Here is a 23,379-nt window from a genome sequence, read left to right on the forward strand (position 1 = left end):
AATACGTACAACTGATGAAAAAAAGGCCGTTCTACACTACGCGATGATACGTCAGGATTCCACTTCTGCGGAAATAGCGGTTATAGTGGCAATATCAGGCACAGGCAGGAGCCGAGCCAACACCCTACGGAACCACAAGATAACGGGAGAAGTTCATGACCTGGGAATATGCGCTAATCGGTTTAGTCGTCGGCATCGTCATCGGTGCTGTGGCCATGCGTTTCGGTAATCGCAAATTACGTCAGCAGCAGTCCTTACAGTACGAACTGGAAAAGAATAAAGCTGAACTGGAAGAGTATCGTGAAGAGCTGGTTAGCCACTTTGCCCGTAGCGCCGAGCTGCTGGATAACATGGCAACCGACTATCGTCAGTTGTATCAACACATGGCAAAAAGCTCAAGCAACCTGCTGCCGGAAATGACCGCGGAAACCAATCCGTTCCGTAACCGTCTGGCAGAGTCCGAAGCCAGTAACGATCAGGCTCCTGTGCAAATGCCACGCGATTACTCTGATGGTGCGTCCGGCCTTCTGCGCGGTGGCGCAAAACGCGATTAATCGCACAACCTAAATATATTTTACGGGCGCATGTATTGCGCCCGTCCTTTCTTTCCGACCCCAGCTATTATTTAGTCAAACACCTCATTGTTCAGCGGTTTAAAATTCAATAACATCAAAGTGTTTTTGGGGCCGTTCTTCTTTCATTCCAGGATACGAGAGTCAGCATCAATGAAGAAAAAAAACCAGCTGTTGAGCGCATTAGCGTTAAGTGTCGGGTTATCTCTCTCGGCATCCTTCCCTGCCTCCGCTACTCTACCCGCGCAAGTTCCAGGGCAAGCGGCGATTCCTAGTCTCGCGCCAATGCTGGAGAAAGTCTTACCTGCCGTGGTCAGCGTGAAAGTGGAAGGTACTGCGCTGCAAAATCAGCGTGTACCAGAAGAACTGAAAAAGTATTTTGGCGATGAATCGCCTGACCAGCAGGCACAACCTTTTGAAGGCCTGGGTTCAGGCGTGGTAATCGATGCCGCAAAAGGTTATATCCTGACCAACAACCACGTCATCAGCCAGGCAGATAAGATCAGCGTGCAGATGAATGATGGCCGGGAATTTGACGCCAAGTTGATCGGTGGTGATGACCAAAGTGACATCGCATTATTACAGATTCAAAACCCCAGCAATCTGACACAAATAACGATTGCAGACTCTGACAAACTGCGCGTCGGTGATTTCGCCGTGGCTGTCGGAAATCCATTCGGTTTAGGGCAAACCGCCACGTCCGGGATCATCTCCGCACTGGGTCGCAGCGGCCTGAACCTGGAAGGTCTTGAGAACTTTATCCAGACAGATGCCTCCATTAACAGAGGTAACTCCGGTGGTGCATTGCTCAACCTTAATGGTGAATTGATTGGTATCAATACCGCAATTCTGGCCCCTGGCGGCGGCAGTATAGGCATCGGTTTTGCTATCCCAAGTAACATGGCCAAAACTCTGGCGCAGCAACTCATTCAGTTTGGTGAGGTCAAACGTGGACTGCTGGGTATCAAAGGGATGGAGATGAGTGCGGATATCGCCAAAGCCTTTAACATTAACGTGCAGCGCGGGGCATTTGTCAGTGAAGTTCTGCCTAATTCTGGTTCTGCCAAAGCGGGTGTAAAATCGGGTGATGTCATTGTTAGCCTGAACGGTAAGCCTCTAAGCAGCTTTGCTGAACTACGTTCCCGTATTGCCACCACCGAGCCTGGCGCTAAAGTGAAGTTAGGTCTGATTCGCGATGGGAAACCGCTGGACGTCGAGGTTACCCTGGATAAGAGCACCTCGTCATCCGCCAGTGCTGAACTTATCGCTCCAGCCTTGCAGGGGGCGACTCTGAGCGACGGGCAACTCAAAGATGGAACCAAAGGTATTACCATCGACACCGTCGAGAAGAGCAGCCCAGCGGCCCAGGCTGGCTTACATCAGGATGATGTGATCATCGGTGTGAACCGCGACCGCGTGCAGTCGATTGCCGATATGCGCAAAGTGCTGGAGAGCAAGCCGACAGTCATTGCCCTGCAAATTGTCCGCGGCAACGACACTATCTATATTTTACTGCGCTAAGCATTTGCGAATCCGGACATCACCGCTGCGTGTGATGTCCGGATAACTCATGCTATGCTGCAAATCGTTCCTTTTTTAACGACACGCGCATCATGCTTTTAAAGCTTTTTCGTTCAATTGCTATCGGTTTGATCGTCGGCGGCCTGTTATTGGCGGCCATGCCGTCTTTGCGTCAGTTCAACAAACTGACGACGCCACAGTTTGACAGTACGGATGAAACGCCTGCGACCTACAACCAGGCCGTCCGCCGTGCCGCACCTGCGGTGGTTAACGTTTATAACCGGGGTCTTAACAGTACAACCCATAACCAACTGGAGATCCGAACTCTCGGCTCTGGCGTGATCATGGATGAACGTGGCTACATTATTACCAACAAACACGTGATCAACGATGCCGACCAGATCATTGTTGCTCTGCAGGATGGTCGTGTGTTCGAAGCCCTGTTGGTCGGCTCTGATAGCCTGACCGACCTGGCGGTATTGAAAATCAACGCAAATAACGGCTTGCCCGTCATCCCGATTAATCGCAAACGCACGCCACATATTGGTGATGTGGTCCTGGCTATCGGTAACCCGTATAACCTGGGACAAACCATCACACAGGGGATCATCAGCGCCACCGGTAGAATCGGCCTGAACCCATCAGGCAGGCAAAACTTCCTGCAAACGGATGCTTCCATTAACCATGGTAACTCCGGCGGCGCGCTGGTTAACTCGTTGGGCGAGCTCATGGGCATCAATACATTATCATTTGATAAGAGCAATGATGGTGAGACACCCGAAGGGATTGGCTTTGCCATCCCGTTTCAGTTGGCCACCAAGATTATGGACAAACTTATCCGAGATGGTCGCGTCATCCGTGGTTACATTGGAATTGGCGGTCGTGAAATTGCCCCTATGCACACGCAGGGTGGCGGCATTGATCAGATCCAGGGCATCGTGGTCAACGAAGTAACGCCTGGCGGTCCTGCGGCAAATGCAGGCCTTCAGGTTAATGATGTGATTGTTTCAGTGAATGGCACACCTGCGGTATCTGCATTAGAGACCATGGATCAGGTTGCTGAAATCCGTCCGGGTTCCATCATCCCAGTCGAAGTCATGCGAAATGATAAAAAACTGACGCTTCAAGTGACGATTCAGGAATACCCCGCCACCAACTGACAGAGATAAAAAAACCGGAGCCAATGACAATGGCTCCGGTTTTTTACATCCCGAGCGTTCGTTTACTTGTTAACGAACTCTTCACCCAGGGTAATATCTTTACGCAGCGTATCCAGCATGCCTTCCATCGCATTTTGTTCAAATGCGCTCAGCTTGCCAATAGACTGACGCTCTTCGACACCATTTTTACCCAGCAGCAAAGGCTGAGAGAAGAAACGCGCATGCTCGCCGTCACCTTCGACGTACGCACATTCCACAACGCCTTTCTCACCTTGCATAGCGCGAACCAGTGACAGACCAAAACGTGCAGCCGCCTGGCCCATAGACAGGGTTGCTGACCCGCCACCCGCCTTCGCTTCCACCACTTCAGTACCCGCGTTTTGAATACGTTTGGTCAGGTCCGCGACTTCCTGCTCGGTAAAGCTCACACCAGGGATCTGCGACAACAGCGGCAGAATAGTCACACCAGAATGGCCGCCGATAACCGGTACTTCGATTTCATCAGGCTGTTTGCCTTTCAGTTCAGCAACAAAGGTGTTGGAACGGATGATATCCAGTGTGGTCACGCCAAACAGTTTATTTTTGTCGTAAACACCGGCTTTCTTCAACACTTCAGCAGCGATAGCAACCGTGGTGTTTACTGGGTTAGTGATGATGCCAATGCACGCTTTAGGGCAGGTTTCTGCAATCTGCTGTACCAGGTTTTTTACGATCCCAGCGTTGACGTTAAACAGGTCTGAACGATCCATACCGGGTTTACGCGCCACACCTGCAGAGATCAGCACCACGTCAGCACCTTGCAGTGCTGGACGAGCATCTTCACCGGAGAAGCCTTTGATTTTCACAGCTGTCGGGATGTGGCTCAGGTCAACCGCCACACCTGGGGTCACCGGAGCAATATCGTACAGGGAGAGTTCTGAGCCTGAAGGCAGTTGGGTTTTCAGTAGTAGGGCAAGCGCCTGGCCGATACCACCAGCAGCGCCGAGGACTGCGACTTTCATCCTAAACTCCTTATTATGGTTAACTTAAGTATCTGTAACTCTGTTGCGGCGACCATAATTCAGCAGGTAAATAATTACAATTTTCGTAGCTAAAGAATTTGAGGTCACGCGCCTTTCGCTATCGCCAGAATGCTATCGGGCAATAGGCGGCAACGAATTAAGAGGTGGTTACAATACACCCTGCTGCGTCACCAAAACAACATCATTTTGATAACATTTAGTTTACTTTTAAGCTTATTTACGCGCCGTGACCCAGGCATGTTTTCTGATAACGAAATTTGATAAAATCAGTCTCTTTCATAACATTATTTCAGCCTAACCTCAGGCAGATTAATTGCATAAAAATTCATCTACATGCATAATAATGGTGTTTCTATCGTCATACTCCGGGTGATTTATGCGAAGCTCGTCTAAGCAAGAAGAATTAGTGAGGGCGTTTAAAGCGCTGCTCAAAGAAGAGAAATTCAGTTCTCAGGGAGAGATTGTTCAGGCGTTGCAGGAACAAGGCTTCGAAAACATCAATCAGTCGAAAGTCTCCCGCATGTTAACCAAATTTGGCGCAGTGCGTACGCGTAATGCCAAAATGGAAATGGTCTATTGTTTACCCGCTGAACTGGGCGTCCCTACGACATCCAGCCCGCTGAAAAATCTGGTGCTGGATATCGACTACAACGATGCTGTTGTGGTTATCCACACAAGCCCTGGTGCTGCACAGCTTATTGCTCGTCTGCTCGACTCACTGGGTAAAGCGGAAGGTATCCTGGGTACAATCGCGGGTGATGACACCATCTTTACCACCCCGGCGAACAGCTTCTCGGTAAAAGATCTCTACGAAGCGATTCTTGTTCTGTTCGAACAAGAGCTGTAAACCATCTCCCCGTAGCACCGTGCTGCGGGGATCATCCTGCTCCCGCCTCGTTACTCCCTACTTTCTATCGTCATTTAATTTCGCAAATAGTGCTTTTTACTGCCTTTTCACATTCACCCAGTGAATACACATCCAATAAACCGCACAAAAAATCAAAGTATCATATCCATATGATTTTTTTAGACATAACCTAATATTGTGACGATAAAATGACCATTTTTATGCAATTTAGTTATAAAAACTCTGTTGATTAACACCTTATAACGCAGGAAACAATTAGTCTGGTATTAATTTTTGACGTTATTAGTGTATACTTGATTTTGTGATGAGGGTCACGAAACAAAGACCCCAATAAAAAATTCGACGAGGTAAAAATCATGAAAATCAAAACAACTGTAGCGACTCTGAGTATCCTGTCAGTCCTGTCATTCGGTGCTTTCGCGGCCGATTCCATCAACGCAGATCAGGCGCAATCCCGCCAGGCAATCGGTACAGTTTCTGTTGGCTCAGTCAGTGCTTCGCCAATGGATATGCGTGACATGCTGAACAAAAAAGCAGAAGAACAGGGTGCGTCATCTTATCGCATCATTGAAGCACGCACTGGCGACCACTGGCATGCAACAGCTGAACTGTACAAATAAGATTTGCTGATATCTGAAGATAAATGACCACTCAACGGCACCAGGCATAAAAAAAGCTGTTTAACCCTTCTCTCCGTTGAGAAAACCTGATTATGGAGTAAAGACTATGAACACTAAATTAATCATCGCAACCCTTGGCTTAGCTTCCGTTCTTTCATTTGGCGCAAGCGCAGCTGTGCATCAGGTTTCATCTGATCAAGCACAGAACCTGCAGCCAATGGGTAGCGTATCAGTAACATCCGTTGCGGGCTCGCCGATGGATATCCGTCAGGAACTGTCCGCAAAAGCTGAAAAAGCAGGGGCCAGTAGCTACCGTATCACCGAACTGAATCAGGGTGATCACTGGCACGCAACGGCTGAACTGTATAAATAAACCCTCGTCGTATCTCATCATACGACTTGCCCCTGGCCTTTTGGTCAGGGGCTTTTTTTATCTGTGTTTCAGTGGCGGGCATTGAAGCGTAGCTGCCCTTCCAGCTCTTCTTCCGCTTCATCAAACAACAAAATCAGTGCACCGAAACGCCTGCGCAGTTTGTCGGGTAAATGGATAAACTCGATCTCCAGCGGTAATGGCAACTGCCCGCTGGTAACAACATCCCACAGTGAATCAAGGTTAGTGACGCTTTCCCGTCCGAGTTCAAATGTCCGAATAAACTCACGATAGAAGTCTTCCTGACTGTCGATCTCGTCAAAATCAAAAGTATAGATTTTCATTGCCAGCCACCCAATCCAGGCGGGCGACGCACGCCGCCCTGATTATTATAATCCCCCGATATGCAGGGTTTTGACTTCCAGAAATTCATCCAGCCCCAGTACCGATCCCTCACGCCCCAGCCCAGACTCTTTCACCCCCCCGAAAGGCCCAAGCTCTGTGGATACGGCACATTCATTGATACCAATCATGCCGCTTTCTATCGCCTGTGAGACGCGAAAAACACGCGACAAGTTCTGGGTATAGAAATAGGCTGCCAGTCCGAATGGTGTGTTATTGGCACGCATAATCACTTCATCTTCCGAGGTAAACCTGAAGCAGGCGGCAACCGGGCCGAATGTCTCTTCCTCCGCCAACTTCATCCCTTCATGGCAATCACCCAGTACGGTCGGCATCCAGAAATTTCCGCCAAGATCATGCAGTTTCCCGCCAGCCAGAACGGTCGCACCTTTCGCAATCGCATCTTCAACGTGCTCCCGGACTTTACTCACCGCCGACGGTTCGATAAGTGGACCAACCACAACACCTTCATCAAGCCCATTCCCGACTTTAAGCGCTTTCACCGCCTCAGCAAGCTGGTTAACAAAGGTGTCATAGACATTTTCCTGAATGTAGAAACGGTTAACGCTGACGCAGACCTGCCCTGCATTGCGGAATTTATTGGCGATTGCGCCTTTGACGGCAGCAGCAATATCAGCATCGTCAAACACGATATAAGGGGCATTTCCCCCGAGTTCCATAGAGACTTTTTTCATTGTCTCAGCGGCATTACGCACCAGCGTTTTTCCGACGGCGGTCGATCCGGTAAACGAGATTTTACGCACGTCATGACTGGCCATAATGGCATCGCTAATCTCGTGCGTGTTTCCGGCGACGGCGTTTAATACACCATCAGGAACCCCCGCCTGCTTTGCCAGCGTCAGCAGTGCAAACGCACTGAGTGGTGTGTTATTGGCGGGCTTGATAACACCGGTGCAGCCGGCCGCCAGCGCCGGACCAAGCTTGCGCGTCAACATTGCCATCGGGAAATTCCATGGCGTAATCGCGGCGACAACGCCAACCGGTTCGCGCGTAGCCAGGATACGGGAACCCGGTTTGATCGGCGGAATGATTTCCCCGTTGGCGCGTTTCGCCTGTTCCGCGAACCACTGGATAAAGCTGGCGGCATACTCCACTTCGCCTTCAGCTTCCTTCAGCGGCTTACCTTGTTCGGTAGTCATCAGACGCCCAAGCCAGCTTTTGTTTTCAAGTATGAGTTCATACCAGCGATAGAGGATCGCCGAACGCTCTTTCGCCGTTTTCGCTCGCCATGCGGGGAACGCTTTGGTCGCTGCCGCGATGGCATCTTCGGTTTCTTTTTTACCTGCCTTCGCGACTTTTGCGATCACCTCACCCGTTGCCGGGTTTAGTACATCGAATGTGGTATCCAGCGTTTTCCATAGGCCGTTTACCAGATATCCGGTCTGAAAAAGCGCATTATCCTGGAGAGCCTGCATAGTCATGTGTCCTCCCTTTCTGAGTTTAAGAACCTGCAAGACTAAGTATAGCCACAAAAAAACCGACGCTTTTGGCGTCGGTTTTTACAGTGCTCAGCTGTCGGTAAGGGCATTTTGATAACGATGCAGCATGCCCACCAGCCGCCCTACCGGTTCCGTCACCTGAGGTGGCGCTTCCCAGACCCGCAGTTTTTCCTGATAAATATCCAGTTCTTCAAGTAATTGCCTGAAGTAGCGACGGCGTTTGTCATCGCTGGATGCCGATATCACCTGATCAGCCGTGCGCCGAAGCTGGCGGTGGAATGACGAAAGATCGTCATTGATGGGCACTGGTGCATCGCGCAGACGTTGATGTGCGATGATCATCGTCAACGCCAGACGGAATTTGGCAATATCGCCAGGGAACTTATTCAGCAGTAAAAACAGCTGCTGATAAAGCGCTGGCAGGTGATTCTCTTTCCGCCGCGCGGTATTAGTCGTCAGGGACGATACCGCAGCAGAAACAAACTGATTCAACAATACGCGCCCTGTACGTGCCTGAGAATTATCGCGTACCAGCAGGATCACCATCATAGCCAGGAAACAGCCCACCAGTTGCCCCAACGCACTGTCGAGGAACTGGCTAAAGTGGAACGTCATCGGGTTATCCAGCACGATGATGTTGATGGTACTCGCCAGCGCCCCCAGTGAACCAATACGACGTTTCTGCACCTCGATACCAATAAAGAACGCCAGCACGGCGAGGCTAATACAGAGCAATAACATGCTTTGTTGAGTCGAGGGGATCACAACAAGGAAGTAAAATGCCCCCAGAGGCAGCGCGGCTAAAGTCCCGTATAAAAAATCGATCGCGACCATTCGCGGATTTGGCAAACGCATGGCCAGCGAAGTCACAACGGCAATCATCACCATTGCCCCGCTTCCCGATGTCCAGCCTGTCCACAACCAGAACAGCGTCCCGAGCATACAGGCAAGCGTAGTTCGCCAGAAGTTGACCATCGCGTGATGACGCTCTGCCGACTCGGCCTTGATGACCACTTCCCCTTGCAACACCTCTTCTTCTGCAGCACTGATTTTTGTGTTGCTGATAACACCGCGCTTGAGTAACAGGTAACGTGTCGCCGCCCCGACCCAGGTGTAGATTGTCTCTGGCGTGTCTCGTTCGCCAGTCCAGGCGATAACCCGACGCATACGTTTGAGCTGTTTGTGGATATCCTGTACCGTTTCAACAGGTTCTTCAAAAAGCTCGCGAAAGGTATTGGTAATGGCTTCTGGCCGCGTGTTCTGGATCAGGTACGTTTCACACGCCTGAGTGATGAGGGTTAATCCCAGCGTATTAATCACTTTCAGACGGCGGTTTGCACGAGCCCAACGCGAAGACTCCATATTCAGGTTACTGCGCATCCCCTCCAGCGCCGTAGTACGACGCACCAGCCCGCTCCAGGCCTTATCCACCTCTTCGCTATCACCATGCTTAATGCACAGTTGCATCAGTTGATAGTGGGCAACAAGAAGTGCATCCAGCTCACGGTCGACTTCCTGCTTGATGGAGCGTGGAGAGAACAACAGATCGGCCACAATGGCACAGACAATACCAATGACAATTTCGCTACAGCGCTCCACCGCAAACTGTGGCGCAAGCAGCGGATCGGTCTGAATCGTAATCACAATAATGAGCGCGGTATATCCGGAAAGTCCCCAGGCGTAGGAGTTTTCAACTCTCACCAGAGAGGAAACCCAGGTACAAAAACCGGCCCAGATGCAACACACCATCAACATCAATAACGGGGTACGGATCATCAGGATAATGATCGTGAGCGCGGCAATACACCCAATAAACGTCCCGACGATACGCAGCATCCCGCGATAACGGATTGCCCCCGAATACGGCTCACCGCCTGCTGCAAACGCAGGGCCCGCCGCGACAATCGCTGCCGTCAGCACAGCCCAGCGTGGCGTTTCCAGTTGAAAGTGAAAGCCAACAAACAGCGCCAGCACAATGGCACTCGCCAGCTTCACGGCAAAGCGGATGTGCTGGCTGGCGATGGAGAAGATGCCCATAGCGATTAACCAAACTCACGCAGGCGATGTGCGATTTTACGGAAAATAGAGTCCTGGCTGGCGTCTCTGTCTTTCTCGCCGGTGATCACCACGGTCGCCGTCGTACCAGCGGGCCACAAGTTACCCTGCTGCTCATCCAGGCGGATACGTACAGGCACACGCTGCGCCAGACGCACCCATTCGAGGTTAGAGTCAACGGTGGCCATCCCTTTGCTATCACGGGTAGCGCTCGAATTGGTCACACCTGCTGCGATACTGTCCACAGTGCCCTTCAGCACACGGTTGCTGCCAAGCGGGGTAATCTCCGCGCGAAAACCTGGGCGTACGCCCTCAAGTTTGGTCTCTTCCATGTAGGCCAGCACGTAGAAGGAGTGTTGTTTGACCAGAGCAACGGCTGTTGATCCGCGTGTAATGAATTCGCCGGTATAGACATTCAGGTTTGTCACCCAACCATCAGAAGGGGCGCGGATCACTGTACGTTCCAGATCCAGTTTTGCGAGGTCGCGTGAGGCTTCAGATTTTGCCAACTGGTGCAGTACGGTTTGCAGCACGTTATTGGACTGGTCGATCTCTTCGCGTGACATCGCCTGAATACCCAATTGATTACGACGCCCTGCTTCACGGCGTTTCTCTGCGGCCAGCGCCTGGTAATACGCTACATCCGCTTCTGATTCCTCTAGCGCTTTCTGATAACGTGGCTGATCAATGGTGAACAGCACCTGATCTTTTTTGACGAGCTGGTTATCACGAACATTAACCGCCGTAATCAGTCCGGCGACATCTGGTGCAATCGCGACGATATCGGCGCTAAAGCGCGCATCACGCGTCCACGGCGACTCGGTGTAATACACCCAGGCACGAAAGATAGCGATGAAGGCCAGGATAACCAGCGCCATGGTAATGGCAGTGCGGGAGATTTTTCTTGTTAGCGTTTTCACATCAACCTCAAACAAACATGCGCGATATCAGATAAAACAGGCAGCAATAGAGCGCGGTATTAAACAATGCAGGATGCCAGACGAAATCGTAGATCCCGGTAGGGACCAGCATCTTGCGCACCAGCCAGAAGATCGCCAGTGATAAAAGAAGTTCGAAAAATATCGGTGGGAACGACAGACCGAACGCCACGATAACGGGAAACAGACTCATGTTGACCTTGATTAGAGAGCGAGCAGGCGACAGAATTTTTAAGCATGCACCACCGCAGGAAGAGCAAGAAATGCCGGGCGAGAGTGGCGTAGCCGTTATGTAATTAATAATATATTAACGTAACTGTTATGCTGTTATCTATAATATGTGATCTAAATCACTTTTAAGCCAGAGTGAACAATGGAACGTTTAAAACGCATGTCGGTATTTGCCAAAGTCGTCGAATTTGGCTCCTTTACCGCCGCTGCCAGACAGCTTCAAATGAGTGTCTCATCCATCAGTCAGACCGTCTCAAAACTGGAAGATGAGCTGCAGGTCAAGCTGCTAAACCGCAGCACCCGCAGCATTGGGCTGACGGAGGCAGGCAAAATTTACTATCAGGGTTGCCGTCGCATGCTGCAGGAAGTGCAGGAGGTACATGAGCAACTCTATGCATTTAACAACACCCCCATCGGTACGCTCCGCATTGGGTGTTCTTCAACTATGGCACAAAATGTGCTCGCGGGTATGACCGCAGAAATGCTGAAAGAGTACCCAGGGTTAACCGTCAACCTGGTGACCGGCATCCCCGCACCAGACCTGATTGCCGACGGCCTGGATGTGGTGATTCGTGTTGGGGCATTACAGGATTCCAGCCTCTTCTCCCGCCGCCTGGGCAGTATGCCGATGGTGGTCTGCGCGTCGAAAAGCTATCTGGCACAATACGGTACGCCTGAAAAACCCGCCGATCTGAGCAACCATTCCTGGCTGGAATACAGCGTGCGTCCTGATAACGAATTTGAGCTGATTGCTCCGGAGGGGATCTCGACCAAACTGCTACCACAGGGGCGGTTCGTCACCAACGATCCGATGACAATTTCACGCTGGCTGGTTGCGGGGGCGGGGATCGCCTACGCGCCGCTAATGTGGGTGATCAATGAGATCAACAATGGTGAACTTGAGATCCTGTTCCCGCGCTATCAATCCGATCCACGCCCGGTCTACGCGCTGTATACCGAAAAGGACAAGTTACCGCTGAAAGTCCAGGTGTGTATTAACTACCTGACTGACTATTTTGTGGAAGTAGCGGAGCTGTATCAGGGAATGCGCGGAAGGCGAAAAGAGTAGCTCAGACCTGACAAGACACCTTGTCATCAACATCAGGCGATTTTTTCACTTTCATTATTCATGAACTTATATTTTTCATGAATATATACTGAATGGCTGCATCAGTCATTCAGACATTCCCCTTCACACAATAAAAGAGGGTTAATTGACACCAGGGTCACTACCCATTTACCGTGTAACTCACCGAAATACAGTAATATATCAAGGCATAGTTAATGTCTCTGATAATTATTGCTTTGGGGAATATATAAATTACAAAAATAATTTTCAGGAATATATTTAAACAAGGAATAAATATGAATATGTTTGAACAAACACCCCCTTCGCGCAGGCGATACGGACTGGCTGCGTTCATCGGCTTGATTGCCGGTATTGTCTCTTCATTTGTAAAATGGGGCGCAGAGGTTCCTTTGCCACCACGTAGCCCCACTGATTTATTTAGCAATGCGTGCGTGCCAGAACAATTGATAAGAGCCGTAAGTCAGATTGATTGCTCACGTAATTTTCTTAATCCGCCTTATATATTTCTCCGTGACTGGTTAGGTGTTGTTGATCCTAATACAGCCGTTTATACATTTGCAGGACATATATTTAACTGGGTTGGCGTCACGCATATTATTTTTTCTGTCGTCTTTGCCGTAGGGTATTGTGTAGTGGCAGAGGTCTTCCCGAAAATAAAGCTCTGGCAGGGGTTACTCGCGGGTGCATTAGCTCAGCTTTTTGTCCACATGCTTACCTTCCCTTTGATGAACCTTACGCCACCGCTCTTTGATCTTCCCTGGTACGAACACGTCTCAGAAATTGTGGGTCACCTGGTCTGGTTTTGGTCTATTGAAATTATTCGTCGTGATTTACGCAACCGTATTACTCACGAGCCCGATCCTGAAATTCCATTGGGCGATGTACGCCAGGACTAACCTGTAAAAATGGCGCTCCTTTTTGGGGAGCGCCATTGGTCTTGATATAGATAAACGTCAGACCGTGCCGCCCACCGTCAGATTATCGACCTTCAGCGTCGGCTGGCCTACACCCACTGGCAGGCTCTGGCCTTCTTTACCGCAGACACCCACGCCGTTATCCAGTTTAAGATCGTTGCCAACCATTGAAATCTGCTGCATGGCTTCAATACCGGAGCCAATCAGGGTTGCACCTTTCACCGCTTTGGTCACTTTGCCCTTCTCAATCAGATACGCTTCTGATGTTGAGAAAACAAACTTACCAGAGGTGATATCCACCTGACCACCGCCGAAGTTTGGCGCATAGATCCCAAACTCAACAGATTCGATAATCTCTTGTGGAGTCGACTGGCCCGGTAGCATGTAAGTGTTGGTCATACGTGGCATTGGCAGGTGCGCATAAGACTCGCGACGACCGTTACCCGTCGGGGCAACGCCCATCAGGCGTGCGTTAAGTTTGTCCTGCATGTAGCCTTTCAGTACACCGTTTTCGATCAGTGTGTTGTACTGACCCGGCGTACCTTCATCATCAATGGATACAGAGCCGCGGCGATCGGCCATCGTACCGTCATCCACAACGGTACAAAGCTCTGAAGCCACCAGCTCACCCATTTGACCACTGAATACAGACGTGCCTCGACGGTTAAAATCGCCTTCCAGGCCATGACCGACCGCTTCGTGCAACAACACGCCCGGCCATCCCGCGCCAAGCACAACCGGCAATGTACCAGCAGGAGCAGCAACTGCAGAAAGATTTACCAGCGCCATACGCACAGCTTCTTTCGCCCACGCATCAGCACGAGCTTCGCCGTCGACATCACCAAGGAACCAGTCATAACCAAAACGACCGCCACCGCCACTGGAGCCACGCTCGCGCTTGCCATCGTCTTCCACCTGGACGCTCACGGAAAGGCGCACCAGCGGACGGACATCCGCAGCCAGCGTACCGTCTGTCGCCGCAACCAGAATCAATTCGTATACGCCACTCAGGCTGGCTGACACTTCGTGCACACGCTTATCAGCAGCACGCGCTACTTTGTCCACGCGACGCAAAATATCCAGCTTCTCTTCACGGCTCATGCTTTGCAGTGGATCGATGCTGGTGTAGAGCGCGGAATGCTGAACTTCACCCAGCGTTTTAACCCGACCATCCCCCGTTTCACGCACGATCGTACGCGCAGCCTGAGCACTTTGCTCCAGCGCGGTGAGGCTTATCTGATCCGCGTAAGCAAAACCGGTTTTTTCGCCACTGACCGCGCGAACACCCACGCCCTGGTCAATGTTATAAGAACCATCTTTGATGATGCTGTCTTCTAAAACCCAGGATTCGTGATAGCTCGACTGAAAATAGAGATCGCCGTAGTCGAGACGGCGTTCGGTCAATTGACCAAGAATGGAAAACAGGTCCTGATGGCTCAGGCCGTTCGCTGCCAGCAAATGTTCACTTACCAGGTTCAGACTCATCGTTTTGCTACTCGTTCGTTGCCGCTCAAGGCGGTAAAAATAAAACGTATTTATTGAGAGTGAGGCAATTATTAGCCCGCGTCAAATCATTGCTGTGCATCTTTGCGTGGCTGACGCAGCACCTCATTAATCTGCGGCTTGTCAACCGGGCCTGTAATGCGGTAACGCAGAATTGAGACTTTACTCCACAACGGCCCCAGAACCTTACTTGCGGCAAAGACCGCTGCCCCGACTATCGGGTTCACCGCAAAAGCAGCTGCAACGCCGACGGTTGCCGAAATCTCCGGCGCAACGACCGCTTCCATATCAAGCTGGCGGCGCACGAGATCCACCGAGCCTTTCATGGCAATATCCGCCTCCAGGCCATCTACCAGCGTATCGTCCGTGTGCAGTACCCCGTCTTTGATCCAGGCCGTACTGCGAATGGAGTCAAAGTAGAAACCTTCATTAAAGGTATCGCTAAAATCAAAACGCAATTTGCGCATCAGCGCATCAACGCTGAGCAAACGTAACAGCTGCCCGGCATGCCCGGTGCTCAAATCTGCAATCTCGCCCTTACCAAGCCGGGTTTTCAGTATCCCGTTAAGCGAGGCTTCATCCGGCTGCCACGGGGCATCACGCCAGTGGAGATCGTAATTAACGTCGAAAGAGGAGCCCTGAATTGGCGTTGAGACACCAAAGAAACCGGTCGCAGCATCCAGTTTATTTCCCTTAATGTCCCCTTTCAGCGAGGTGCGTTGCTCACCAGGGTTATTGACCCATTCGCCCTCGGCCGTCAGACGCCCAAATCCGGTATCAACCAGCCCGCCAGCAAGCGTCAGCGTATTACCCTTAACCGCCAGATCACCATCGATACGCCCATATTTTTGCCCCCACAACCAGCATTCCGCACAGCGCAGTTGTAAGTCAGGCCAGCCACTGAAATTCACACGAGTCGAGCGACTAAAAGGTGAGCCATTTCCCGCGAGTTCCTTTCCGGACGTACTCGCCGGGTTGTAATAGAGATAGCGTATCGCAGCTTGCCACGGCGCATTATTACGCATGGTCAGCGTACCGTTGATTTCCCTGCCCTGCGCTTCAACCTTTGGCCCGGCTACCGTGGGCTGCGAAACAATACTCAAATTATTCCACTGCTGACCACCCAGCGTCAGCGCTGGCGTACGCATGGTGATCGTCTGTGGGAACTGCACGGTATCATCAACATTCTGCCCTACGCCTGTCTGGAACAATGCCAGCCATTGCGCGCCGTCCATCGGCGGCAAATTCAGCTCAATACCCGCCTGCGGCGGCAGAGGCGGTATTGTACGGCTATCCGTTGTCCAGATAGCTTTATCGAGCGTCAGCTTATGCGTCAGCAACCAGCGGCTGTTAAAGTGGTTCGTGCTACCCGCATTACCCGTTAATTCAAAGCTATTAAGATTGCCATCAACATTGATCTTCACCGGGAGCGACTGCCCGGATTTCTTATCCAGCGGTGCGGGTAAACTGCTACTGATGTTTTTCAAATCACCAGTGATATCAACTTTATACTGGGCGCTGGCATGATAAGGCAGGTCTATCGCAACCTTGCCATTCCAGGACACTCCGCCACCGATGGCTTCAGCAATTGGCTTAGGTAACACGTCCATTCGCGACGGGTTCCAGTTGGCATCCATATTAACTGCCACCTGATAGGCTTTTTCACCTTCAGTGGTCGAAAAGTCAATATTGACGGGCTGATTAAACCAGTTAGCTTTCAGCGGCTCGCTCTTGAGATTGCCGTTCACAAAGCTGAACTGCCCGCTCAGATTTTTCAGCGTACTGGAGAGCGGCTTAATATACAGGCTGTTGTTGCTGAGTCTGACATCACCTTTAGCGGTCGTCATTTCGCCATCAAGTGGAATATCAAGATGTAAGCGAGCATTCACGTCGCCATCAAGCTGGAGTTGCTGAAGCGTGGCCGCCAGCGACTCTTTCAGTGGTGTTTCTTCAAAGTATGGACCGACCGCTTTACCCGGCCCGTTAATGTCCGCATCTATGAGCAACTTCTCTTTTGAATAGTCAGGAATGTTCGCCGTCAGGTTGCTGGCGTTAACCCCACCAAGCGCAACGCTGTCTGTCTTCATCCACAATCCGTCATTGAGAAAGTTAAGCTCGATATCCAGATTTTTCAGCGCGGGCCAGTCTGGCTGGAAGGCAAAGGTTGCATTGCGCAGGGGAACAAGAACCTGGAACTGGCCTTCATTGTGTTTATAAGGGAACAGATGTGGGTTGCCGCCGTAAACCAGCGTAGCGTTATCCGCCTGGCCGCCCTGGATTGCACCGCTCAGGTAATCCACCAGCGCTTTCCCCATCAGATTTTCCGGGAAGTAACGCCAGGCCTGAGAGCCATCATCGGTGCTAATTCCTGCGAGGATCCCCAACCATGGCTCTTCACCCTCTGGTTGCAAATAGCGGAAATCCCCTCGCGCATGTACGGCTTTGGCTTTGACGTCAATATGACGGCCATCAAGTTGAAAGCCCTTTTCGTTACTCTGCCAGTTGAGCGTGGCCGTTCCTTTCTCGATTTCAAGCGGGGCACGGAAAACCGTTTCGTAAGGCATTTTGGCATCGACCATTTCTGCCGTCAGCCTGCCGTCTTCAACGCTCCCCTCAAGCTTGCCGCTAAAATGTTCTGCACCCGGCAGTAATTTCCACTGCTTCCAGGCGAGATCTTTCCAGGACGCCTGGAAGCGGGTTTTTTCTGTCGCCTGTAGTGGAATGTCCAGCGCCAGCGACTCTATTTGGCCGCTCGGTTGCGTTGCCAGCCAGATCTCCCCCAGATCAGGGGAGAGTTTCGCCGCCATTGAACGCAACCCTTCCACCGCAGCCAGGTCCAGGTTACTGGCTCGAATACGCAACTCATCACTGCGTTTACCATTAGCGCCGCCAACATCTTGCTCTGGGAGCCATGCCATCGTCAGCGCGCCGCGCGGCCAGGGTTTGCTGTCCATCGTGATGCGCGTGTCCGGGATAGCGAACTGCCAGCCCTCTTTTGCTTTGGTAACGTGCGCAGTGAGGTTATCGACGGAAAGTTGGTGTTGCTGTTTTTCACCTTTCCAGCTCGCGCCCCCCTGTTTCAGCCAGATATCACCGCTGGCAAATTCGCCTTTCGTTAACGTCATCCAGCCTTCAAGGCTGAAACGCGCCGTTTCCAGTTGCATATTTTTCTGCAACCAGTCTCCCAACCACGGTTTTACATCGACATCGTCAGCCTGCAGCCATACTTTGCCATTATTCAGCAGGCCATTATCGTCACGCAGATCCATACGAACCTGCATTACACCATGCTGCCCGTTTAGACTGGAAAGGTTGACTTGTCCTTCAGCGCGGTGTCGGTCTTTACCGTTAAGCCAGGTAAGTTGCGGGATAGCCAGTTCGGCCCGCTGCCCTGAGAGGGTAATAAAGCTCACCTCGCTATCGCGCAGATCAAAATGATCAAACTGACGCAAGAAGAGATCGCTGATACGGTTGGTTTCAATCCCCTGGCTGCTGTCACCACTACGCAAAGGAGAGTTGGTCAGAAAATGCAGCTGGTAAAAGGTGAGATCGCGAAACTGCCAGCGCAGATGCAGCAAACTTTGCCAGACATCCAGCGCCAGAGTTACACGTTTGATTTTCAGGTAGCCGCCATCTTTCAGGCTGGCATTGATATCCCGTACATCAAGGGTAGGACCAAAATTTTGCCAGTTCGCGGTAATCTGGCTCACATCCACCGGCACACCAGTGGCGGATTCGATTTTCGCCAACACCTGCGGACGCCAGCTATCCAGATGAGGTAACACGAGACGCAGCCCGCTTACGAGCAACGCGACAATCACGACAAGCGTTGCCCCTGTAAGCAGTAAAATCCCCGGCAATCGCCTCACCCATCTCTCCTTGTCAGCCGTTCTGGTCTCGCAGCTCGCTGCGTCTTACATCATCACTACGTCGAACTGCTCCTGGTTGTAGAGCGGTTCGATTTGTACTTTTACCTGTTTGCCGACAAAGATTTCCACTTCCGCCAGCGCGTGCGACTCTTCTCCTTTCAGAGCCTCAGCCACCGCAGGGGAAGCATAGACCAGAAAACGGTCAGAGTCGTAAGCATGATGCACGCGGACCACTTCACGCATGATTTCGTAGCACACCGTCTCGACCGTCTTTACCGTACCGCGCCCGTGGCAAGTTGGACATTCATTGCACAGCACATGTTCCACGCTTTCACGAGTGCGTTTGCGCGTCATCTCAACCAAACCCAGTTGAGAGAAACCGTTGATACTGGTTTTGACGCGGTCTTTACTCAGCGCCTGTTCCAGGGAATGCAGCACGCGACGACGGTGATCTTCATTGTTCATATCAATGAAGTCGATAATGATGATGCCGCCAAGATTGCGCAGACGAAGCTGACGTGCGATAGCCTGTGTCGCTTCAATATTGGTATTAAAAATCGTGTCATCCAGATTGCGATGGCCAACAAATGCTCCGGTGTTGATATCCACGGTGGTCATCGCTTCGGTTTGATCGATAATCAGATAGCCACCGGATTTCAGCTCAACTTTGCGCTCCAGCGCACGCTGGATCTCGTTTTCAACATCATAGAGATCGAAGATTGGCTGACGGCCGGCGTAATGTTCCAGCAAACCCGGCATTTCAGGAATGTATTCCGCCGTGAATTCCAGCAGGGCTTCATACGTCAGGCGCGAGTCGACACGGATCCTGTCGAGCTGTGCGTCGGCAAAGTCCCGTAATACACGCTGCGCAAGCGCGAGTTCACCATACAGTTGATAACGGGTCTGGTTGCGCTTTTTGCGCTCCATCACTTTGGTCCAGACACGCTTCAGGTAAGCGGCGTCAGAGGCAAGATCATCTTCGCTGATTCCCTCTGCGGCGGTACGGATAATAAATCCGCCTTGCTCATCGCAGTACGCGCTCACCACTTTTTTCAGGCGTTCACGCTCGGTTTCGCTCTCAATACGCTGTGAGACACCAACATGGGATGCACCTGGCATGAAGACCAGATAGCGGGAAGGAAGTGTAATATCGGTCGTTAAACGCGCGCCTTTTGTGCCCAGTGGATCTTTCACCACTTGCACCATCAGATCCTGACCCTGACGGACCAGTTCAGAGATATCGCGAACGGCGAACTGTTTTTGTTCTTCACCTGCGACACACTCGGTATGCGGCATAATGTCGGAGGCGTGCAGGAATGCCGCCTTGTCGAGTCCAATATCTACAAAAGCCGCCTGCATACCCGGTAGTACACGACTGACACGACCTTTGTAGATATTGCCTACTATTCCGCGTCGTGCTTCACGCTCAATATGGATTTCCTGGAGAATGCCACCGTCAATATAGGCCACACGGGTTTCCGATGGTGTTACGTTTACCAACAATTCAGCCGTCATAATTATCCCTTCCCTCACGCAGTGAGTTAAAATTGCTCAGCAACTCATACGTTTCCACCAGCGGTAAGCCGACTACGGCGTGATAGCTGCCATTAATCTTCCTGACAAAACAGCCACCCAGCCCCTGAATACCGTATGCACCTGCTTTATCCATAGGTTCACCGCTGGCGATATAAGCGGCGATCTCTTCGTCGGTAAGCACTCTAAACGTGACATCCGTAATGACCAGGCAATCCAGTACATTCTGACTATCAGCCAGCGCCACCGCCGTCATCACCTGATGCGTTTGTCCGGACATTTTGCGCAACATATGCGCCGCATGTTCTGCGTCGCGTGGTTTCTCCAGCACCTCACCGTTAAGAATCACGATGGTATCCGCCCCCAACACCGGCAAATCGCGTGGCGTTTGCGCCACACCAGCCTGCGCTTTTTCCCGCGCCAGACGGGAAACGTACTGCTGAGCGCTTTCGCCCTCAGCACGTTTTTCTTCGATACCCGTGACGATACGTTCAAAGATGACGCCCAATTGAGTGAGCAACTCCTGACGACGCGGTGAACCGGAGGCAAGATAGAGAGATGTCATAGAAACCTTTTATTGCACCTTATTGCACCGCAAACTGCTGGCGAATTTTACGCATCAGCAGGAACAGCCATGGCCAGAGCACACCGTTTACTACACTACTCCAGAACACTTCCGGTCGGAAAGAGACGTTGATCACTAAAAACTCTGCCCAGAAAACAACAATATCCGCAGCAAGCGACAACAGCATCACCACCAGCGCCTGTTGCCAGAGCGCGAGATTACGAAAGAGCTGGAATTTTAGCGCGACGAGATACGCAATAATGCTCATGGATAAAGCGCGGACGCCAAGCGTAGAGCCACTAATGAGATCCAGTATGGCACCCATCACAAAACCTGTTCCGACATTTACGCGGTGCGGCAGGGCGAGGATCCAGTACAACAGAATGAGCAATACCCAATTTGGCCGGAAAACGAGAATGTCGTCCGGCCAGGGCATAATTTGCAGCAACAGTGCAATAAGAAACGAGAGCCAAATAACCCAACGTCCCTGGCTACGATAACTTGCCACTACTGCCCTCCCTGAGAGAGTCGCGGCGGTGGCGGTGCATCCGAAGTCGGTTGTGTTAAACCCGTTGCAGGTGCTGGCACAGGCGCTGGCGGCCCCATCGTATTCGGCGGCGGCAGAACCTGAGGCATCATTTGCATTAGGCGTTCATTCGCAACACGGTGGACATCTTCCGGTGTCATTGGGTTGGTTCCGTTACGATCGGCGCCCCAGAGCAGCAGCAGGTAACGCAGACGCTGTAAACCCGCCGTTGGACGAGCCTGAATAACAGTATAAGCGCGTTGCGTATCCAGCTTAACGGATGAGACAACCGCAACAGGGTAGCCTTCAGGGAAACGTCCACCCAGGCCTGATGTCACCAGCACGTCACCGACACGAATATCGGTATTGGCTGGCAAGTGTTCCAGTTGCAGATCGTCAGTACAACCATTACCCGCGGCAATCACGCGAATATCGTTACGCAGCACCTGAATAGGCAGGGCATGAGTTGCATCGCAAATCAACAGGACACGGCTGGTCAATTTAGCGACAGCAACCACCTGGCCAACCACACCTTTATCGCTGATCACCGGCTGGCCTTCGTAAACACCGTTTACGCTACCTTTGTCGATCACCACCTGATCGCTATACGGATCGTTAACGGTGGAGATCACCTGTGTGACCATTTTCTGCTCATCCTGACGTAACGGCGAGCCAAGCAGTTCACGCAGACGCGCGTTTTCCTGCTTATATTGACCCAGCATCAGCAGCTCACTGTTTTTCAACAGCAGTTCCTGACGCAAAGCCCGGTTTTCGAGTTCGAGTTGATCGCGTGAAGACAAGGTTTGGGAAACGGTGTCGAGTAATTCACGAGGACCATTTGATACAAAGTAGAAAGGACTGACGGCGGTATCCATGTACGTTCTGATCTGGCTGAACGTACCGAGGCGGCTATCGGCAATAATGACACCAAGCGCCACCAGCACCGCCAGAATAAGGCGAAACTGTAGCGACGGGCCACGGCTAAAAATTGGCTTCATAGGCTATGCGTATTCTCGCGTCAGAGAGAAAGGGTAGCTATCTGCTACCCTTTCTCTACCGACTACTCTTCGCTGAACAAGTCGCCGCCGTGCATGTCGATCATTTCCAGCGCCTTGCCACCACCACGGGCGACGCAAGTCAGTGGATCTTCTGCAACTACGACAGGAATACCTGTCTCTTCCATTAACAGGCGGTCGAGGTTACGCAACAGCGCACCACCACCAGTCAGAACCATGCCGCGTTCGGAGATATCAGAAGCCAGCTCCGGCGGGCACTGTTCCAGCGCAACCATCACCGCGCTTACGATACCGGTCAGCGGCTCTTGCAGCGCTTCCAGGATTTCGTTGGAGTTCAGAGTAAAGCCGCGCGGAACACCTTCAGCCAGGTTACGACCGCGAACTTCGATTTCGCGCACTTCATCACCTGGGTAAGCAGAACCGATTTCGTGCTTGATACGCTCTGCGGTGGCTTCACCGATCAGAGAGCCGTAGTTACGGCGCACATAATTAATAATGGCTTCATCAAAGCGGTCACCGCCGATACGCACAGAAGAGGAGTAAACTACGCCGTTCAGGGAGATAACGGCGACTTCCGTCGTACCACCACCAATATCAACCACCATAGAACCGGTTGCTTCTGACACTGGCAGACCTGCACCAATAGCGGCAGCCATCGGCTCTTCAATCAGGAACACTTCACGAGCGCCTGCGCCCTGAGCGGATTCACGGATTGCGCGACGTTCAACCTGCGTCGCACCAACCGGTACACACACCAACACACGCGGACTTGGGCGCATGAAGCTGTTGCTGTGAACCTGCTTGATAAAGTGCTGCAGCATTTTTTCAGTCACGAAGAAGTCAGCGATAACACCGTCTTTCATTGGGCGGATCGCGGCGATGTTGCCTGGGGTACGACCCAGCATCTGCTTCGCGTCATGACCTACTGCGGCCACGCTTTTTGGCGAGCCTGCACGATCCTGACGAATGGCCACAACGGAAGGCTCATTCAATACGATGCCTTGTCCTTTTACATAAATAAGGGTATTCGCGGTACCCAGGTCAATGGACAGGTCATTGGAAAACATGCCACGAAATTTTTTCAACATACTAAGGGATAATCCTGAAAGCTGGGGCGGAAAACAAAATCCGCTTACTTTACCAA

At 51.6% G+C, this 23,379-nt stretch carries 21 protein-coding genes; 8 read left to right on the forward strand and 13 right to left on the reverse strand.

The genetic code is table 11. The features are described 5' to 3' along the window. Positions 1-155: 155 nt before the first annotated feature. The 3 genes from zapG to degS all read left to right on the forward strand — a co-directional run bounded on the left by zapG (position 156) and on the right by degS (position 3,253). Positions 156-554, forward strand: coding sequence for a Z-ring associated protein ZapG (zapG, locus tag GF617_RS03005; RefSeq protein WP_181620991.1), 399 nt, complete (start codon positions 156-158; stop codon positions 552-554). Between the two features lie 171 nt (positions 555-725). Continuing rightward, positions 726-2,093, forward strand: coding sequence for a serine endoprotease DegQ (gene degQ / locus GF617_RS03010; protein ID WP_203451021.1), 1,368 nt, complete (start codon positions 726-728; stop codon positions 2,091-2,093). A gap of 92 nt (positions 2,094-2,185) precedes the next feature. Beyond that, positions 2,186-3,253: an outer membrane-stress sensor serine endopeptidase DegS gene (degS, locus tag GF617_RS03015; protein ID WP_181620993.1), complete on the forward strand. Its 1,068-nt coding sequence runs from the start codon at positions 2,186-2,188 to the stop codon at positions 3,251-3,253. Between the two features lie 62 nt (positions 3,254-3,315). Here degS and mdh read toward each other — a convergent pair whose 3' ends face one another. Further along, on the reverse strand, positions 3,316-4,254 hold the full coding sequence (mdh, locus tag GF617_RS03020; protein ID WP_181620994.1) for a malate dehydrogenase: 939 nt from the start codon (positions 4,252-4,254) through the stop codon (positions 3,316-3,318). 397 nt (positions 4,255-4,651) lie between these two features. On the opposite strand from mdh, the gene argR reads away from it, so the two are divergent. The 3 genes from argR (at position 4,652) to yhcN (GF617_RS03035) (ending at position 6,136) form a co-directional block, all read left to right on the forward strand. Further along, positions 4,652-5,122: a transcriptional regulator ArgR gene (argR, locus tag GF617_RS03025; protein WP_181620995.1), complete on the forward strand. Its 471-nt coding sequence runs from the start codon at positions 4,652-4,654 to the stop codon at positions 5,120-5,122. Between the two features lie 377 nt (positions 5,123-5,499). Further along, complete coding sequence (yhcN, locus tag GF617_RS03030; protein WP_181620996.1) at positions 5,500-5,763, forward strand: peroxide/acid stress response protein YhcN; 264 nt, start codon at positions 5,500-5,502, stop codon at positions 5,761-5,763. Positions 5,764-5,869: 106 nt separating this feature from the next. After that, positions 5,870-6,136 (forward strand): peroxide/acid stress response protein YhcN, encoded by a 267-nt coding sequence (gene yhcN, locus GF617_RS03035; RefSeq protein ID WP_181620997.1) that lies wholly within the window; start codon positions 5,870-5,872, stop codon positions 6,134-6,136. A 68-nt stretch (positions 6,137-6,204) separates the two neighbouring features. Here yhcN (GF617_RS03035) and GF617_RS03040 read toward each other — a convergent pair whose 3' ends face one another. The 5 genes from GF617_RS03040 to aaeX all read right to left on the reverse strand — a co-directional run bounded on the left by GF617_RS03040 (position 6,205) and on the right by aaeX (position 11,181). After that, entirely contained in the window at positions 6,205-6,477 is a 273-nt protein-coding gene (locus GF617_RS03040; RefSeq protein WP_181620998.1) for a barstar family protein, read from the reverse strand. 45 nt (positions 6,478-6,522) lie between these two features. After that, positions 6,523-7,977: an NAD-dependent succinate-semialdehyde dehydrogenase gene (locus tag GF617_RS03045; protein ID WP_203451022.1), complete on the reverse strand. Its 1,455-nt coding sequence runs from the start codon at positions 7,975-7,977 to the stop codon at positions 6,523-6,525. An 87-nt stretch (positions 7,978-8,064) separates the two neighbouring features. Then, a complete protein-coding gene (gene aaeB / locus GF617_RS03050; protein ID WP_181621000.1) occupies positions 8,065-10,032 on the reverse strand; it encodes a p-hydroxybenzoic acid efflux pump subunit AaeB in 1,968 nt (655 codons plus the stop codon). Positions 10,033-10,037: 5 nt separating this feature from the next. Further along, complete coding sequence (gene aaeA / locus GF617_RS03055; RefSeq protein ID WP_181621002.1) at positions 10,038-10,970, reverse strand: p-hydroxybenzoic acid efflux pump subunit AaeA; 933 nt, start codon at positions 10,968-10,970, stop codon at positions 10,038-10,040. Between the two features lie 7 nt (positions 10,971-10,977). After that, positions 10,978-11,181 carry a p-hydroxybenzoic acid efflux pump operon protein AaeX gene (gene aaeX / locus GF617_RS03060; RefSeq protein ID WP_181621004.1) on the reverse strand — a complete coding sequence of 68 codons (204 nt, stop codon included), beginning with the start codon at positions 11,179-11,181 and terminating at the stop codon, positions 10,978-10,980. A gap of 180 nt (positions 11,182-11,361) precedes the next feature. Between aaeX and aaeR the strand changes: the two genes are divergently transcribed. Both aaeR and GF617_RS03070 read left to right on the forward strand, forming a co-directional pair. Further along, positions 11,362-12,288 (forward strand): HTH-type transcriptional activator AaeR, encoded by a 927-nt coding sequence (gene aaeR / locus GF617_RS03065; protein WP_181621006.1) that lies wholly within the window; start codon positions 11,362-11,364, stop codon positions 12,286-12,288. A gap of 296 nt (positions 12,289-12,584) precedes the next feature. Further along, complete coding sequence (locus GF617_RS03070) at positions 12,585-13,205, forward strand: YagU family protein (protein ID WP_203451023.1); 621 nt, start codon at positions 12,585-12,587, stop codon at positions 13,203-13,205. A 57-nt stretch (positions 13,206-13,262) separates the two neighbouring features. On the opposite strand, the gene tldD is transcribed toward GF617_RS03070, so the two are convergent. The 7 genes from tldD to mreB all read right to left on the reverse strand — a co-directional run bounded on the left by tldD (position 13,263) and on the right by mreB (position 23,323). Further along, positions 13,263-14,708, reverse strand: coding sequence for a metalloprotease TldD (tldD, locus tag GF617_RS03075; protein ID WP_203451024.1), 1,446 nt, complete (start codon positions 14,706-14,708; stop codon positions 13,263-13,265). A gap of 86 nt (positions 14,709-14,794) precedes the next feature. Further along, positions 14,795-18,595 carry an AsmA2 domain-containing protein YhdP gene (gene yhdP / locus GF617_RS03080; RefSeq protein WP_203451025.1) on the reverse strand — a complete coding sequence of 1,267 codons (3,801 nt, stop codon included), beginning with the start codon at positions 18,593-18,595 and terminating at the stop codon, positions 14,795-14,797. Positions 18,596-18,640: 45 nt separating this feature from the next. Beyond that, positions 18,641-20,110, reverse strand: a complete 1,470-nt coding sequence (rng, locus tag GF617_RS03085; RefSeq protein WP_181621010.1) for a ribonuclease G — start codon at positions 20,108-20,110, stop codon at positions 18,641-18,643. Further along, the gene (locus GF617_RS03090; protein WP_203451026.1) at positions 20,100-20,693 is read right to left on the reverse strand and encodes a nucleoside triphosphate pyrophosphatase; all 594 of its coding nucleotides are present in this window, start codon (positions 20,691-20,693) and stop codon (positions 20,100-20,102) included. The genes rng and GF617_RS03090 overlap by 11 nt, the downstream gene beginning before the upstream one ends. A gap of 19 nt (positions 20,694-20,712) precedes the next feature. Beyond that, complete coding sequence (mreD, locus tag GF617_RS03095; protein WP_010436160.1) at positions 20,713-21,201, reverse strand: rod shape-determining protein MreD; 489 nt, start codon at positions 21,199-21,201, stop codon at positions 20,713-20,715. Beyond that, positions 21,201-22,217, reverse strand: a complete 1,017-nt coding sequence (mreC, locus tag GF617_RS03100; RefSeq protein ID WP_181621012.1) for a rod shape-determining protein MreC — start codon at positions 22,215-22,217, stop codon at positions 21,201-21,203. The genes mreD and mreC overlap by 1 nt, the downstream gene beginning before the upstream one ends. Before the next feature lie 62 nt (positions 22,218-22,279). Then, on the reverse strand, positions 22,280-23,323 hold the full coding sequence (gene mreB, locus GF617_RS03105; protein ID WP_000913396.1) for a rod shape-determining protein MreB: 1,044 nt from the start codon (positions 23,321-23,323) through the stop codon (positions 22,280-22,282). Positions 23,324-23,379 lie beyond the last annotated feature (56 nt).

This window comes from Lelliottia sp. RWM.1, from assembly GCF_016859735.1.
GTDB lineage: Bacteria > Pseudomonadota > Gammaproteobacteria > Enterobacterales > Enterobacteriaceae > Enterobacter.